This window comes from Paenimyroides ummariense (genome assembly GCF_900115115.1).
GTDB lineage: Bacteria > Bacteroidota > Bacteroidia > Flavobacteriales > Flavobacteriaceae > Flavobacterium > Flavobacterium ummariense.
Genome location: NZ_FOVI01000005.1, coordinates 125223 through 141654, shown reverse-complemented (window position 1 = coordinate 141654; position 16432 = coordinate 125223). Strand labels below are relative to the sequence as shown.

Annotated in this window: 10 protein-coding genes; all 10 read right to left on the bottom strand. The window is 41.3% G+C overall.

Going from position 1 to position 16432, the window contains the following annotated elements:
* Positions 1-20 precede the first annotated feature (20 nt).
* The 10 genes from BM253_RS05550 to BM253_RS05510 all read right to left on the bottom strand — a co-directional run bounded on the left by BM253_RS05550 (position 21) and on the right by BM253_RS05510 (position 16431).
* Positions 21-2267, bottom strand: coding sequence for a heavy metal translocating P-type ATPase (locus tag BM253_RS05550; protein ID WP_051230782.1), 2247 nt, complete (start codon positions 2265-2267; stop codon positions 21-23).
* Positions 2268-2444: 177 nt separating this feature from the next.
* Entirely contained in the window at positions 2445-3755 is a 1311-nt protein-coding gene (locus BM253_RS05545; protein WP_027384837.1) for an efflux RND transporter periplasmic adaptor subunit, read from the bottom strand.
* A 1-nt stretch (position 3756) separates the two neighbouring features.
* Entirely contained in the window at positions 3757-8073 is a 4317-nt protein-coding gene (locus tag BM253_RS05540; RefSeq protein WP_091520422.1) for a CusA/CzcA family heavy metal efflux RND transporter, read from the bottom strand.
* Positions 8074-8193: 120 nt separating this feature from the next.
* Positions 8194-8529 (bottom strand): DUF6660 family protein, encoded by a 336-nt coding sequence (locus tag BM253_RS17660; protein WP_394330690.1) that lies wholly within the window; start codon positions 8527-8529, stop codon positions 8194-8196.
* 160 nt (positions 8530-8689) lie between these two features.
* Positions 8690-9106, bottom strand: coding sequence for a hypothetical protein (locus tag BM253_RS05535; RefSeq protein ID WP_027384325.1), 417 nt, complete (start codon positions 9104-9106; stop codon positions 8690-8692).
* Positions 9107-9224: 118 nt separating this feature from the next.
* Positions 9225-10628, bottom strand: coding sequence for a dihydrolipoyl dehydrogenase (lpdA, locus tag BM253_RS05530; RefSeq protein WP_034671907.1), 1404 nt, complete (start codon positions 10626-10628; stop codon positions 9225-9227).
* A gap of 164 nt (positions 10629-10792) precedes the next feature.
* Positions 10793-11218 (bottom strand): Fur family transcriptional regulator, encoded by a 426-nt coding sequence (locus BM253_RS17655; protein ID WP_027384323.1) that lies wholly within the window; start codon positions 11216-11218, stop codon positions 10793-10795.
* A 115-nt stretch (positions 11219-11333) separates the two neighbouring features.
* The gene (locus BM253_RS05520) at positions 11334-11900 is read right to left on the bottom strand and encodes a DUF2652 domain-containing protein (protein ID WP_027384322.1); all 567 of its coding nucleotides are present in this window, start codon (positions 11898-11900) and stop codon (positions 11334-11336) included.
* Positions 11901-12000: 100 nt separating this feature from the next.
* The gene (locus BM253_RS05515; protein WP_091520418.1) at positions 12001-13296 is read right to left on the bottom strand and encodes a TolC family protein; all 1296 of its coding nucleotides are present in this window, start codon (positions 13294-13296) and stop codon (positions 12001-12003) included.
* Between the two features lie 9 nt (positions 13297-13305).
* The gene (locus tag BM253_RS05510; RefSeq protein ID WP_091520414.1) at positions 13306-16431 is read right to left on the bottom strand and encodes an efflux RND transporter permease subunit; all 3126 of its coding nucleotides are present in this window, start codon (positions 16429-16431) and stop codon (positions 13306-13308) included.
* Position 16432 lies beyond the last annotated feature (1 nt).

The following is a 16432-nucleotide window of genomic DNA, read 5'->3' as shown; positions in this document are numbered from 1 at the left end:
GCAGTTCAACAACCTAACAATTAAAATTTCATTCTTTGTATTCGCACGGCATTCAGAATAGCTAATAAGGCTACACCCACATCAGCAAATACTGCTTCCCACATTGTTGCCAGTCCTCCTGCACCAAGAATTAATACAATTGCCTTAACTCCGAATGCAAGGACAATATTTTGATAAACGATTTTCTTTGTTTGCTTGCCTATATTGATAGCCATTGGTATTTTTGACGGCATATCGTCTTGTATAACTACATCAGCAGTTTCAATAGCTGCATCACTTCCCAAACCGCCCATTGCAATACCTGCATCACTCAATGCGATCACAGGAGCATCGTTCACGCCGTCGCCCACAAAGGCTACACTACCGTTACGGGATTTAATATCCTTTACTTTGTTCACTTTGTCTTCGGGCAATAAGTCACCATAAGCACTGTCAATTCCTAATTGCTCTGCAACGTGTTGTACTACCGTACTTTTATCGCCACTTAGCATAGTGGCTCTGACGCCCATTTTATGCAGTTTGTCTACCGCTATTTTAGCATCTACTTTAATGCTGTCAGAAATCGTCAGATAACCTACAAACTTACCTCCATAGCCGATTGCAATAACAGTATATACAATGTTTGCTGTATCAGCATCGTGACTTATATTGAATTTATCAAGCAATTTAAAATTCCCTGCTAATAGCTCTTTGCCATTGACCGTGGCTTTAAGACCGTGACCCGCAATTTCTTCTACATTTTCCAAGCTAACTTTTGTATCAACTTCACCCCAATAGTTGTGGATTGCTGTTGCTACAGGGTGGGTGCTTTGGCTTTCCAGTACGTTAACAAGGTTTAGTATTTCGTCTTTGTTATATTCAGGTTTGATAAACACTTCCTGTACTTTAAAAACTCCCTCGGTTAATGTTCCCGTTTTATCCATTACCACATTCTGAACTTTTGCAAGGATATCCAGGAAATTAGAACCTTTGAATAAGATACCGTTACGGCTCGCTGCCCCGATACCTCCAAAGTAACCTAAGGGAATAGAAATAACTAATGCGCAAGGACAAGAGATAACCAAGAATACTAAAGCTCTATACAGCCATTCGCTGAAGATATAATTTTCTACAAAAAGTATTGGCAGCAATGTAATGGCGATAGATAGATATACCACTATTGGTGTATATACCTTAGAAAATTTACGGATAAATAATTCCGTTGGTGCTTTTTGTGATGTAGCATCCTGCACAAGTTCTAAAATCTTACTCAACTTACTATCCGAATAGTCTGTTGTTACTCTTATCTGGCTTACCGTATTCAAATTAATCATACCTGCCAATACAGTTTCACCTTTGCCCTTTGTGTCTGGTTTACTTTCACCTGTTAGTGCTGCTGTGTTGAATGAAGCACTTTCCGAAACAAGTTCACCATCTAAACCTAATTTTTCCCCTGGCTTTAACTGGATAATATCACCAATGTTTGCGTCTTCAGCTTTAATGATAACAGGTTTGCCATCTTTCAAAATCGTAACCTCATCAGGGCGTTGGTCTAAAAGAGCTTTAATATTACCTTTAGCTCTTGATACCGCAAGCGTCTGGAATACCTCACCTACGGAGTAGAATAACATTACTGCGACCGCTTCAGGATATTCCCCTATAGCAAATGCACCTACGGTAGCAATACTCATTAAAAAGAACTCCGAGTAAAAATCCTTAAAACGAATACTTTCAATTGCTTCCTTGATTACTGGTAAACCTACGGGTACATAAGCAATAACATACCAGGCAATTCTTACCCAACCCGTAAACCAGTCTTGTGGAAAATAATTGTCAAACCCGATGGCAATCAGCAATAAAATCAAAGAAATACCGGAGGGTGTAAATAGCTGAAAAGCCGTTTTACCCTCTATATCGTGGCTGTGGTCGTGGTCACCGTGGTCGTGTCCATGCCCGTGATCGTGTCCGTGGTCGTGCCCGTGATCATGATTATCCTTTTTCTTATGGTCGTGTTTATGACCGTGTTCGCTATGGTCGTGTCCGTGATGGTCTTCGTCATCCTTACAATCACCAGTGTCATCCTCACCACAATTTGCTCCGCCATGTCCATGCCCATCATTTTGTTGATGGTTTGTGTCTTTTAACAGGTCTTTTGTTCCCGCTTTTTCATGAACTTTTTCTTCTGTGACGCAACACAACTGATTTCCATGACTGTCGTATTTGTGCTTGTGCTCTTTTTTCTTTACAAGGTTCAGATTATTATCTGTACTACAACATATTTTTGACATATTTTTTAATTGTTTAGTGTTATTTACAAAACAAAATTACCCTTAGCTTTTGGGAACCTGGTTGCAAATGCAAATAACTTTAATGAATGAAAAAGATTAAGTAATCATCTGATTTAAAGCAATATTTTAACTGATAGGTTGTTAGGAAGGACAACCTATCAGTAAAGTGAAAATCTATTAATGTGCATGGGCATGCCCGCCACCACCTGATAATTTAGCATTAATAAAAAATGCACCTTTTATGACTATTCTTGCTTCTTTGGTAACTTCATTTACAGGAGTTATAACAGTATATCCCATTTCGGAAACGCCTGCTACTACTTCAATTTTTTCAAAATTTACCGTGTTCGCCGCTTCCTCTTTATGTGCTGTTTTTTCATCGCCGTGGTCGTGCCCGCCATGTCCCTCTTCTTCTTCAGCTTCCTGCGGCTTTTTGTCGGTAATGACAAAGATGTATTTTTTGCCATCCGCATCTACAATGGCATCATTCGGCACTGACGGGGAGAGCACATTGTCCAAGCTAACGATTGCCGTGATGTTCATACCGTCAATCAGCCCTTTTACATTGCCTTTTACACGGGCGTGTACCGGAATGGTCTTGCTATCGTTTTCAAATGCGGAACCGATACCGTAAATAACCGCATCATACTCGTTTACCGGGTTATTGGTCAACGTAAAATGTATGGTTTGCCCGGCTTTCATCATAGGCAAATCTTTTTCAAATACGTTCAAATGCAAATGCAGGGAACTATTATCTACTATTTCAGCCACGGGCGAAGAAACATCTACATAGCTACCGATTTTGCCGTACACATTGCTGATAGCTCCGCTAATGGGGCTTGTAACCACCAACGAGGATTTAAGGGAGCTGTTGCTGACCGAATTTGGATTGATGCCCATTAGCTGTATCTGCTGATGCAAAGAGGATTTCCGTGTTCTCAACGCATTGAGTTCGGCGGTGGCGTTTTGCAGGTTTTTCAATGCTCCGGCATTGCCCGTGTTCAATTCCTTTTGTCTTTGCATTTCCTGTTCGGCAAAAGTTATTTTGCTGTTGATGGTCAGGTATTCTTCCTGCAACTGGATAAACTGCGGGTTGGCAATGGTGGCAATAACCTGTCCTTTGCGCACATAATCCCCAATCTGCACATTAATAGACTTTATTACGCCACCGTATAAAGAGGTAGCGTTTGCCTTGCTACTGTTGGGTAAACTTAAAATACCATTCGCCTTAATGGTGGCGGTTAGTTCTTTCATTTCCACGACACCGTATTTGATGCCTACGGCTTCAATCTGCTCGGGCGTAAGTGCCGCAACGGTTGCGGAACCCTCTTCGGCTCCGTGCTCGTCCCCGTGCCCTGTATCGGCTTTTTCTTCCGTTTTGGGATCGTGGTTATGACCGTCTTCGCTTTCCTTTTTCTGACTATCTCCGCAGGCGGTCAGGGAAACTGCAAAGAGTGCTGCCAAAAACATTTTCGATATATTTTTCATCTTATTTGTTATTAAGGTAATTGTATTGAATTGATGATTGATTGTAGCTGTTCAGAACGTCCAGATAATTCTGGCGGATATTGATTGCCTGCGTTAAGAACTGGCTTAGCTCCGCAAAGCTGATTTCTCCCGAACGGTAGCTTTGTGATGCCGCTTCGGTAATATCCCTTGCCTGTTGCAGTCCCGATGTTTCATAGAAGCTCAACAAAGCCATATTCTTTTCCATTTCGGCGATGGCAGATTTCTTGTCCGTTGCCATTACCTGCGTTTGGTAAGACAATAGGTTTTCCTGTACTTCCTTTTCCTTGTTGGCTACATTCACTTTGTTTTTATATGCCCCTGCGCCAAATAACGGGAAACCTATTGAAACCGAAAAGCCCGTAAAAGGATCTGAAACGCCGTACAATCTCTGGCTGAATACCCTTGCTGAAAATTCGGGCAGGTTGCTGTTCTTCTGTACTTTGATATTTGCCGCTGCAACGCTTACATTTTGTTGCTGCAACTGCAATATTGGGTGCACATTATTTTCATCATACAAGCCTGTTTCCAATTTCTGCAACGGCTCATCTACCGGGAGCATCCATTCATTACGGTTGAGTAATACCATTAACTGTTGCTGCTGTATTACGATTTCCTTATTGTTCTGCTCCACGTAGGCTTTTAGCTGTTTGAGTTGGGCATCTGCAGCAATCTGGTCGAGCTTTGCCACGTCGCCCGTTCTAACCCGAACCTGCGTTGTATTGAAGAGGTTTGTATAAATGCTGTCAAGGCTTTTCAGCAATAGGTTTTTATCCTGCAAAAACCACAACTGGTAATAAGCCGTTCTAACGTCTTTCCTAATATTTGCATTCATAACCTCTGTATTCAATTCGGAATATTTAAGCTGTGCTTTTAAATAGTCCTTGCGGGCAGCATATAAGCCGGGCCACGCAATACTTTGCGTAAGTCCGATTTTCCATATACCCGTTTTGTCCGATGGTCTTAAATCTTCATTTTCTACAAATACCTGTGTCATTGGTATATCGTTAGCGGTCTTTACATTGTATTTAGCCGCATCAATCTCCGACTTATTGACGTTAACCTGTCCATTGCTTTGCAATGCGGTATTGATAGCATTATCTATGTTTATCCTTTCCTGAGCATTTGCAGTGGTCATACCACCGATGCCCAGTAAGAGAACGATTACGGTTGTTTTCACACTTTTACTACTTTTTAAATTAAATTTAGAATTGAATATGATATAGAGCAATGGCAGTACAAATAGTGTAAGGAATGTAGCGGTTACTAATCCTCCAATTACTACCGTAGCCAATGGTTTTTGTACCTCTGCCCCAGCGCTGGTGCTGATTGCCATAGGTAGGAACCCCAGTGATGCCACTGTTGCCGTCATCAATACTGGACGTAACCTGATTTTCGTACCCTCGATTGTTCGTTTAATGACATCATCCCAACCGTCTTTTTTCAGTTGGTTGAATGTGCCTATCAATACGATACCGTTCAATACGGCTACGCCGAACAAAGCGATAAAGCCGATACCTGCACTGATACTGAAAGGCATTCCCCGAAGCATTAAAGCAAAGACGCCACCGATGGCACTCATCGGGATAGCAGTAAAAATCAGACTTGCCTGCTTAAATGAACGGAATGTGAAATAAAGCAATGCGAAAATCAATAACAGTGATACAGGTACGGCAATCATAAGGCGGTTACTGGCTTTTTTTAGGTTTTCAAACTGACCACCGTAGGTAAAATAGTAACCTGTGGGTAATTTCACTTTTTCGGAAAGTTGCTGCTGAATGTCAGAAACGACACTTTGTACATCACGTCCGGCTACGTTAAATCCAATAACAATGCGTCGTTTCCCAGCTTCCCGGCTGATTTGCGCAGCATCTAATTTGTAGTTGATCTCAGCAACCTGTGATAATGGTATTTGATAGCCTGTATTAGTTGGTATCATCAAATTCCTTACGTCTTCGATGCTACTTCGGTGTACACTATCTAAACGAACGACCAGGTCAAACTGTCTTTCGTTCTCATAAATAACACCTGCGGCTTTACCTGCAAATGCAGTGCTTACAATATCGTTTACCTGTTGTATCGTCAACCCGTAATTAGCCATTCGGGTACGGTCGTAGTCGATGTTGATCTGTGGCAGACCATTTACTTTTTCCACCTGTGGCGGTGTGGCGCCTTGTACCTGCTGTACCACTTCGCTAACCTTATTGGCGTACACGCTCAACGTATCCATATTTTCCCCGAAAATCTTTACGGCGACATCCTGACGAATACCTGTCATCAGCTCGTTGAAACGCATCTGTATCGGTTGGTTCTTCTCGAAGAAAACGCCCGGAATAACGGACAGCTTTTCCATCATTTCATCGCCTAACTCGTTGTAGCTTTTCTTGTTTTTCCATTCGTCCTGTGGTTTAAGAATAATCATCATATCCGTAGCTTCAGGCGGCATCGGGTCGGTAGGTACTTCGGCGGCTCCAGTCTTTCCGACCACCATTTTAACCTCGTCAAATTCTTTAAGGATACGGGATGCTTGCATCGACGTTTCTATACTTTGGTTGAGCGAACTTCCCTGCGGTAAAATACAGTGAAAGGCAAAATCTCCCTCCTGCAACTGCGGGATGAACTCGCCGCCCATTCTGCTGAACAGGATAACGGTAACTACAAATACAGCAGTGGTAATGCCCACCAACCAATATTTTACCCTGATTGCTTTCTGCAACAAAGGTTGGTAGAAGCCTTGCAGCTTTGCCATAAACTTGTCGCTGAAATTGGGCTTGTCGTGTCCTTTTTTCGGCAGGAATAATGCACACATCATCGGGATATAGGTCAGGGATAAAATCAATGCGCCGAAAATGGCAAAGCCTACGGTTTGCGCCATCGGTGTGAACATTTTGCCCTCAACACCTACTAAAGTCAGGATTGGAATATATACTATAAGGATAATGATTTCGCCGAATGCGGCACTTGTCCTGATTTTGGAAGCGGACAAAAATACTTCTTCGTCCATTTCGCTTTGGGTCAGTTTATTGGTGGATTTCCGCAAGCCCAAATGGTGCAGGGTTGCTTCCACCACAATAACGGCTCCGTCCACAATCAAACCGAAGTCAATAGCTCCCAAGCTCATCAGGTTGGCACTAACGCCAAATACGTTCATCATTCCCAATGCGAACAGCATCGCTAATGGAATGGCAGATGCTACGATTAGTCCGGCTCTTAGGTTGCCCAAGAACAGAACAAGCACAAAAATTACAATCAAAGCCCCCTCAATCAAGTTCTTTTCCACTGTGCCCATTGCCCTGCCTACTAATTCAGTACGGTCTAAATACGGCTCGATGGTTACATCTTCCGGTAAAGATTTCTGAATGGTCGGTAATTTCTCTTTTATCCGTTTTACGACCTCGTTACTGTTTTCGCCTTTTAGCATCATAACCACACCACCCACGGCATCTACTTCGCCGTTGTAGGTCAGTGCGCCATAACGCACCGCACTACCGTAGCGCACATCTGCTACGTCTTTAATAAAAATAGGGGTATGGCCCGTGATTTTTACGGGAATGTTTTTAATGTCTTCCAAAGTTGTAGCTAAGCCCACACCACGGATAAAATAAGCGTTCGGTTTTTTGTCGATATACGCACCGCCCGTATTCTGATTGTTTTGTTCGAGTGCGTTAAATATATCGGGAATGCTTACGCCCATTGCTCTTAATCGGTCGGGGTTTACCGCAACCTCGTATTGTTTTAATTCCCCGCCAAAGCTGTTTACTTCGGCAATGCCCGGTGTGCCGTACAACTGACGGGCAACAATCCAATCCTGCATTGTACGCAGATCTTTGGCATTGTATTTATGCTCGCTGCCTTTTTTGGGGTGGATGATGTACTGATAGACTTCTCCAAGCCCTGTACTAACCGGAGCCAGTTCAGGCGTGCCGATACCTTTCGGGATTTTTTCTTCGGCTTCTTTCAGTTTTTCATTGACCAACTGCCTTGCAAAGTAGATGTCCACATTTTCTTTGAACACTACCGTAACCACCGAAAGCCCGAAACGGGATATACTTCTTGTTTCTTCTAAATCGGGAATGTTGGCGATGCTCTGTTCAATCGGAAACGTAACCAACTGTTCCACTTCCTGACCCGCCAGTGTAGGACAGGCAGTAATAATCTGTACCTGATTATTGGTAATATCCGGTACGGCATCTATCGGCAATTTGGTGGCACTCCATACGCCCCAAATGATAAGAACCAATGTCATTATACCAATGACGATTTTGTTCTTGATGCTGAATTTAATTATACTATCTAACATTTGAATTTATGATTAATGTTTATACAAACTTGCATGATGCCATTTTCTAAAAATGACAGCATATAAATACGATACAGACGGTTTCATCGAAACGCTGTGAAAGAATTAAGCAGTTATTACTTAAACATTAATCTTAGGCGGTTGCCATATGTTCCCGTTATATTGGGATAAGATATATATATTTCTTAAAGGGACTTTTCTTTTATCAGTGGACTGAAACTCAAGTTCATTGATTTCAGGTAGCCTAAAATCCAGTGTAACTCCATTAATTGTACCGCAACATTGGCAGCTACAAAAAGGGCTGCAAAAATCTTTGTGTTCAGTTTTGTGGTTATGTTCCAAAACATTTACACTGTCTGATACATTATTGGTGGCACATCGGTAATAAGCATCACTGCAAGGAAGTATTGCCATTCCGAGCATATAGACACTAAATATGAATGTTAAGAATTTCACAGTTAAATTTTAAACTTCAATACCGTTAATAACTATTAGATTAATTAGGGAATTTACTAAATACAATTATGATGAGATTTGCTATACTGATAAACTTGTTCTGTTTGAAATATATGTCTTTGCTGATTATGTTTATTGTTCTCTACAATTCTTTCGTCTTCTATATCAATCCGGCTGAATTATCCATCATTATAAAACAACCGGAATATCTATCGTCAATCATAACGATTATTACCGGTTCTTGCAATTCGTCCAAACTTTCATCATAATAGAAATCGTACAATTTCATAAGAGCCAAATTGCCTATGATAATTTCGTGTCCGTCTACGAAACCTTTGATACCGTAACCAGGTATTGCTTCAAACTTTTCGATTTTGAAATCAGACAAATTAATCCGTGGTAAAAATTTAATAATGCTGCCTGCTATTGGATGTACAGAATGAGATTGTAATGCCGCCGTGTAAGTAACCACTGTTTCTTTTTCGGGTACGGCACATTCAAATGCAATCACTTCAAACGGATGGTCGCTTCTGTAAGCCGTGTCGGTACTTCTGGTATGAATATTTCTATTTGCCATTGTAATAAGTTTTATTTACACAGCAAATTTATCAGTAGATTTTAGGAACCTGGTTGCAAATGTAAAACAGCCATATTGTTATATGGCTGTTTTTAAAAAGTTATATTTTCAAGCTTAATCATATATGGATTGCAATTTTCTCGACGTCAAGACAAGCTTCACGCAGGTTTTCATAGTAAGTCGGATGCCCGTGAGAAATGCGGGCTATATCTTCAGCAGCTGCCCTATATGCCATTGAAACCGTAGCTTCTCCAATCAAATCAGAAGCTCGCTCTCCAATTATATGGAAACCTAAAATTTCATCTGTCTTTGCATCTGCTAACACTTTTGCCACGCCCTCAGTTTTACCACTGGTAATGGCTCTTCCAGATGCAGAAAAAGGGAACTGACCAACTTTATATTTTATTCCTGAAGTTTTCAATTCTTCTTCGGTCTTACCAACACTGGCGACCTCTGGACTGGTGTAAACAATGCTTGGAATAGTATTGTAATTAATATGTGGTTTTTGTCCTGCAATAATTTCAGCTACAAAGATACCCTCTTCCGATGCTTTGTGTGCTAACATTGGTCCCTCTACCACATCGCCGATGGCATAAATTCCTTTTACATTTGTTTCCATATTTTTATCTGTAGAAATCTGTCCTCTCGAATTGAGTTCAATTCCTACTTTATCTAATCCTAATCCTGTAGTATAGGGTTTTCTTCCAATTGCCACTAAACAATAATCGCTTTCCAATGTGACAATATCACCATTTTTGTCTTCAGCAGTTACAGCAATACTATCACCGGTATTGGTTGCTCCCGTTACCTTATAACCAAGTAAAAATTCAAAATCTAAATTTTTCTTTAGTGATTTTTGAAGTTCTGCCCCCATTTTTTTATCCATATTAGCGAGAATGCTCCCTGCATACTCTATTACGGTAATTTTGCTTCCCAATCTTCCATAAACTGACCCTAATTCCATACCGATAACGCCGCCTCCAACTACAACAAGGTGTTTGGGAATTTCCTTTAAGTTCAAAGCTTCTGTTGAACTGATAATCCGTTTTTTGTCAATATCAATTCCGGGAAGCGAGGCCGGTTTTGAGCCTGTTGCAATAATTACGTTTGCCCCGGTAATGGTTTCTTCTGCGGTTTCAGACTTTATCAAGATGGTATTCTTATTTTTAAAAGAACCTACGCCCTGGAAAACCTCTACTTTATTTTTTTTCATCAAGTAGCTTACTCCTCCGTTGATTTTGGAAACCACGTCTGCTTTTCGGGCAATCATTCTTTTTAAATCAACCCTCGTATTGTCCACATCAATACCGTGATTTACACTGCTATACTTTATTTCATGGTATCGTTCAGAGCTATCCAGCATAGCCTTTGATGGAATACATCCAACATTCAGACAAGTACCTCCAAGTACGGAATACTTTTCTATTATTGCGGTTTTTAATCCCAATTGTGCACAACGTATTGCTGTGACGTAACCTCCCGGTCCTGAACCAATGATAATTACATCAAATTGACTTTCCATAGGTTTTATTTTTAATTTTATATTAGTATTTCTATAATATCGAAAGTGTTAATTCGATAATTTATTCTCTAAATTTATTAGTAAATTTTTGGAACATGGTTGCAAATTTAAAGCAACCCTATTTGGTAAGGGCTGCTTCAAAATTTAATTAAAAATGAAAATGATTATTTTGTTTTAACGAACCTTGAGCAATCTTTACAAATACCTTTCATTACGAAATTCACACTGTCCAAAAGAAATTTTTCTGGGAGCTGAATTGCTGGTATTGAAATACTTTCAAGACAATACGTATTCTTACAGCGGTTACAATTGAAATGGACGTGTAGCTCGCCAACCGTACACATACAGGTGTCACTGCAAATAGAATACTTTATAGATCCTGAGCCGTCATCAATACTATGGATAAGCAAATTTTCATGGAATAGGCTCAATGTCCTGAAAATAGTAGATTTATTGACGGTTTCTAACTCGGTTTCCAAATCAGTCAGGCTGAAAGCCTTTTGTAAGCCAGACATTGTTGTAAAGATTAACAGCCTAACCGAAGTGGGTTTTATGCCCCTTTTCAATAATTTTTCTTCTAAACTTTTCATTTTACTTCTATCAGTATTTGTTACTGAATTTAAGTCTATTGTAAAATTAGAAATGTTCTTTTGTATAAGTATTGTAATTTCCTTTGATAGATTTGTGATATTTACTGTTTGTACTTTATAGGTAATGTATGTAACCAATTTCAGGCAAATATTTACAGTCTTCACAATTGTCGTATTCAACAGTTGATTGTTCAGGCTCTTTGAAATTTGCTTTCAAAAATGCGTCAGAAAACAAAGCGTAAGGAGGATATTCAGCAATATGATTTTTTAGCATTTTATGTGCTTCCACAACAGGTGCACCATAAAGCTTTTCAAAAGTGCCAATTTGATATTTAGCAAAATTGCCGTAGTGGACGATTGTCTTCAGAGAAAGCGGGATTTCAATTGCTAATTGTTTAGATAAGCGTTGTAGCTCTTTTTGAAAATCTTTGTATGTGTGTTCTATTTGTACCAAAGTTTCCTCAAATGTGGGTAGGTTTTTGTACTTATAAAACAGTATGGCATCACCCTCTATTTCCGAAATTTCCATACAAAGAATATTGCTGTCCATTATTGTTTTAAGTAAACTTTCTGTTATGTATTTGCCAACAAACATATTTGATTTGATAACGAAATCTGTAAAGCCCGATATGTCAGGTATCATTAACAAACCCTTTTCTTCACTGGAGTAAAGTTCTTTCATTATTACATCTTAATATTAATTAAAAAAGCAGGGGCTTTTTTAATGCCCCTACATTTTGAGTATTATCAATTCCCATAGCATTAACTAATTTAAAAAAAAGCTATTTCATCTGACCAATGGTTTTATGATAAACAGCTTCGGCAATCTTGTACCGTACTTTTGCATCTAACATATTGCTGTATGCTCTTTGCCAAAGCGTTTCTGCTATCAGTACATCTTCCCCGGTAATGGTTCCGGCTTTAAAGCGGTCATTACTTAGTTTCAGGTTCTCGTCTGCTTCAATTAACGATGCCTGCATTAAATCAATGTTGTTCGCCTGCAATTGCAGGTTAAGCGTAGCTTGCTCAATCTCCACAGTGATTTGGCTTTTCAGTTCTTTCAGACCGTATTCAGCCGAACGTATATTGGCTTCCTGCTGCTTTACTTTTTCTTTTCTGCTACCCCAGTCGAAAACCGGAATTTTAACGCTTAGCATACCAAAGTAAGTCAGCATATGGTTTTTGGTAGGGTCGCCGAAGTTGATGCCCTCTTTTCCAAAGGCTGCCATTCCGTTCAGTGATAAACCTACCGATGGTTTCAGGTCTGCTTTAAGCATACTTTTGGTAAGCTCGCTCATTTTTATGCCATTGGTTGCCAACTCAATTTCCGGACGGTTAGCATCGGCAGCTTTCAAAACACCCTGTTTTAAAAAATCGCTTGTACTCAACGTATCGGCTACGTCTATACCTGTGGGGTCTTCCGTCCCGATTAACTGGCTCAATCTTCTCTTTGACAAGACGAGTTTATTCTCCGCAGCCTGCAAACGGGCTTCATTTTCGTTCTGAAGTACCTTTGCCCGCAACACATCATTTTTGTAAATCAATCCTGCCTCAAACTGGTTATTCAGGAATGTGTAATGTGAAGCCAGTTGCTTTTTAACCTGCTGTTCCAGTTTGATTTCTTCCTTAGCCTGTACCACAAGCCAGTAAGCGGTTTCGGTAGCCAGTAATACTTCATCTTCTACCAATCGTTGTTGAGCGTTGCTCATCTGTATATTGGTTTCTGCCATCTGCTTGCCGTACTTAATCTTACCGCCAGTGTAAATCGGCTGTGTAACGCTGACCATTGGCGCAAACCCATATTCGGGCAGCATCGTATTCAATGGCTCCCCAAAGTAAAAGGCGGTAGCTGAAGCATCCAGTTTCGGTCTGCCTGCCACATCTGCAATCAGCTTATCGGATTGGGTGGCAATTACGTCTTCTTTGGCTTTGCCTATCCTGTTATTGTTTTTTAATGCCAGTTCTTTGCTTTCCGCAAGGGTTAACTGCTGTTGTGCAAAGAGGTTGTTTGTTCCCTGCAAAAGAGCGAAACCGCATATAAAAACCTTTATGACTGTTTTATATCTTTTCTGTAACATAATCCCTTTTTATGATAAGTATTTTTGGTTGTGAGCATCGGCATTCAATTCTTGCTGCTCATCCAACTGTTTGTTTTTTGGTGGTTTTACGAACCTGTAATACAATACTGGAACGATAAACAAAGTAGTAATCATTGATACCAGAATACCGATTGAAATGGTACTGGAAATCGGTCCCCATTCCGGAGAGCCACTCGCCATTAACGGTATCAAACCGATAGCCGCCGCCATTGAGGTAAGGAAGATGGGACGCATTCTTCTTTTGGCTGCTAATAAAGCTGCTTCTCTAATTGTATGACCGTGCTCGCTTACCAGTTCATCCGCATAGTCAACGAGGATAATCCCGTTACGAACCACAATACCCAATAAGGCGGTAATACCGATGATTGCCATAAACCCGAACTCGTAACCTGTAAGGAACAAGCCTAACATTGCACCAAGCAAGCTCAACGGGAACGAAGCCAGTACAATGAATACTTTACCAACACGCTTGAACTGGAATAACAGAACAAGGAAGATGAGGACGAAACTTATCATAAAAGCTTTTCCCATTTTGGGACCGCTTTCCAGTCCGTCTTCATATTCGCCACCGTAGGCAATCTTAATGCCTTTTGGTAATTTCAGGCTGTCAATTTTCGGCTGTACCTCTGCAAATACTTCTGCGGGTTTTCTGCCTAACTGTGCTTCGGAAGAAACGGTTAACGTTCTTAACCCGTTACGGTGTACAATAGCCCCAGTATGCCAAGACGGTTGTAAATCTACCACCTGCTTTAAAGGTACTTTAGCACCGAATGTTGAATTGATGTACATATTACCCAAAGCATCCAGACTTTCCCGGTCGGTTTCGTCTGTTCTCATTACAATATCAATGGCTTTATTGCCCTCCCACATCTGCGATACTGGGTAGCCTTTTATCTTTGCACCCAATGCCTGCGCAATCTGCGCTTTGCTAACGCCTAAACGCAGGGCTACATCTTCTTTAACAACGGCTTTCAGCCCTACATAATCATTCTGATAATCGGTGCGCACCCAGTTAGAGCCTTTGGTATTTTCCAGTAATGCCGCAACCTGTTTGGCTACTTTTTTCTGCTCGGTCATATCCTTGCCAATCACACGTATCTCAATCGGTGCGGGCTGCTGCTTCTTGCTTAACTGCCTTACCCGTACATAACCGTTCGGCAAGTAGTTGTTGAATTTCTGCACATACTCATCAATCATTTCAGAAGTGGCATCCTTGCTTGTGGTATTGATGAATATCTGCGCAAAGTTCTCACGTGGGTGCTCCGGTGCGTAGGTGGAGTAGAAACGTGGCGAGCTTGTACCTATAAAACTCGCTGTGGTTACAATTCGTTTATCGCCTGCAATTTCCTTTTCTATCTTCTTAACGGCTGCTTCGGTTTCGTGGATGTTCGTACCGTTATCCATCCACAATTCAAGGTTGAACTGGTTTCTTTCCACGATAGGGAAAAACTCGGTTTTAACCTGACTGCCAACCACGAAAGAAAGGAAAAAGATAACCAAACCTGCTACCAATGTAGTTTTCTGCCATTTCATACAGAACTCGATTGCACGGTCGAAACCGTCCTGCATCCAGTCTAAGAAATTGCGTTTTTTCGGCTTATCATCGTGCTTCTTCAATCCTTTTTTCAGGAAGTGGTAACACATATACGGTGTAAGGAACAAGGCTACCAAGAACGAAACCGCCAAAGCGATGCTTACGGTAATCGGTATCCATTGCACAAACTCCCTTGTAAGCCCGGTAAGCGTAAATGCCAAAGGCAGGAACGATAGGACAATGGTAAGCGTAGCCGTGAAAATAGGAACCATTAACTGTGTGGCACTCTGCCAAGCGGCAGTCCACGACGGTATTTTTTCGTCCACTTTCTCGATGTAGTTATCCACTACGATAATGGCATCATCGACCACCATCCCCAGTACGATAATCATTGCCGCCAAACTAACCTGGTGCATTTCGATACCCAACAAGTTGAGGATAGCGAATGTTACGGCAATGGTAACGGGTGCTGCAATGGCTGAAATGGTGGCAACCCTGAACGGCAGCAGTAGCATTACTACCAAGATAACGGCAGCAATGGCAATACCGAACTCGATAAAGAAATGCCCCAAGTTCATATCAACTACTTTGGGTTGGTCAACAATGGTGTTGACCTGCACATCTGATGGCAGGATTTCTTTTACTTCAGCAACTTTCTGTGTCAGCGCATTACCCAAATCGACAATGTTCTGTCCGGGCTGCATTTCTACCGTCAGCATCATTACATCGTTTCCTGAAACGGTAATTTTGCTTTTCAGGTCTTCGTATCTTCTCTCGATGTTGGCTATATCACGCAAACGGATATTGCCGCCCTGCGGGGAGCTATATACAATCAGGTTCCCGATTTCATTTTCATTCTGATACTGTGCATCCGTGAAAATCAGGAAACGGTTTTTGTCAATTTCAATATCGCCACTGGGAATAGTAACATTCTGTTGGCTTAATGTGTTCGTGATTTCGTTGATACCGAAACCGTACTGCTTCAATACATCTTCACGCAGGGTAATAAATACCTGCTGCTTCTGACCGCCGTAACGCTTGATTTTGGAAACGGACGGTATCGTCTTAATGCCGTCTTCCAATTCATCCAAATAGTTTTCCAACTGGGCGTAAGAACGACCGGGGGCTGATACGGCAATCATCTGAACGACCACATCGCCGAAATCGCTGTTCACATACGGTCCCTGTACACCCCGTGGCAATGCTAAAGGCATATTGGCATCCAAGCCGTGCTGCAAGGTATTCCAGAATTTTTTGGTGTCCTTTACATAGTCCTGCAATTCTACCGTTACAACCACCTGTCCGGGCTTACTTTCCGAATGGGTTTTTTCTTTTTTGATTTCCTCGAAACCGAACAGGTATTGTTCCAGTTTGTCGGTTACTTCTTTCTCTATCTGCTCTTCGTCGGCTCCGGGATAGAAAGCCACAACAAGCCCCTGTCTAACTGTTACACGGGGGTCTTCACTTCTCGGCATCGTCATCAATGAAATCAGCCCGGCAAGCACCATAATAACAGTAATCGCTATCGGTACTTGCGGAAATTTCATTGCCGCTTCAATGAGGTTTATCTTTCTTTTCATA

What these genes read in the sequence shown, in the direction of transcription:
- BM253_RS05550 (WP_051230782.1), bottom strand. Translation starts at nt 2,267, where the DNA reads ATGTCAAAAATATGTTGTAGTACAGATAATAATCTGAACCTTGTAAAG.
- BM253_RS05545 (WP_027384837.1), bottom strand. Translation starts at nt 3,755, where the DNA reads ATGAAAAATATATCGAAAATGTTTTTGGCAGCACTCTTTGCAGTTTCC.
- BM253_RS05540 (WP_091520422.1), bottom strand. Translation starts at nt 8,073, where the DNA reads ATGTTAGATAGTATAATTAAATTCAGCATCAAGAACAAAATCGTCATT.
- BM253_RS05535 (WP_027384325.1), bottom strand. Translation starts at nt 9,106, where the DNA reads ATGGCAAATAGAAATATTCATACCAGAAGTACCGACACGGCTTACAGA.
- lpdA (WP_034671907.1), bottom strand. Translation starts at nt 10,628, where the DNA reads ATGGAAAGTCAATTTGATGTAATTATCATTGGTTCAGGACCGGGAGGT.
- BM253_RS17655 (WP_027384323.1), bottom strand. Translation starts at nt 11,218, where the DNA reads ATGAAAAGTTTAGAAGAAAAATTATTGAAAAGGGGCATAAAACCCACT.
- BM253_RS05520 (WP_027384322.1), bottom strand. Translation starts at nt 11,900, where the DNA reads ATGAAAGAACTTTACTCCAGTGAAGAAAAGGGTTTGTTAATGATACCT.
- BM253_RS05515 (WP_091520418.1), bottom strand. Translation starts at nt 13,296, where the DNA reads ATGTTACAGAAAAGATATAAAACAGTCATAAAGGTTTTTATATGCGGT.
- BM253_RS05510 (WP_091520414.1), bottom strand. Translation starts at nt 16,431, where the DNA reads ATGAAAAGAAAGATAAACCTCATTGAAGCGGCAATGAAATTTCCGCAA.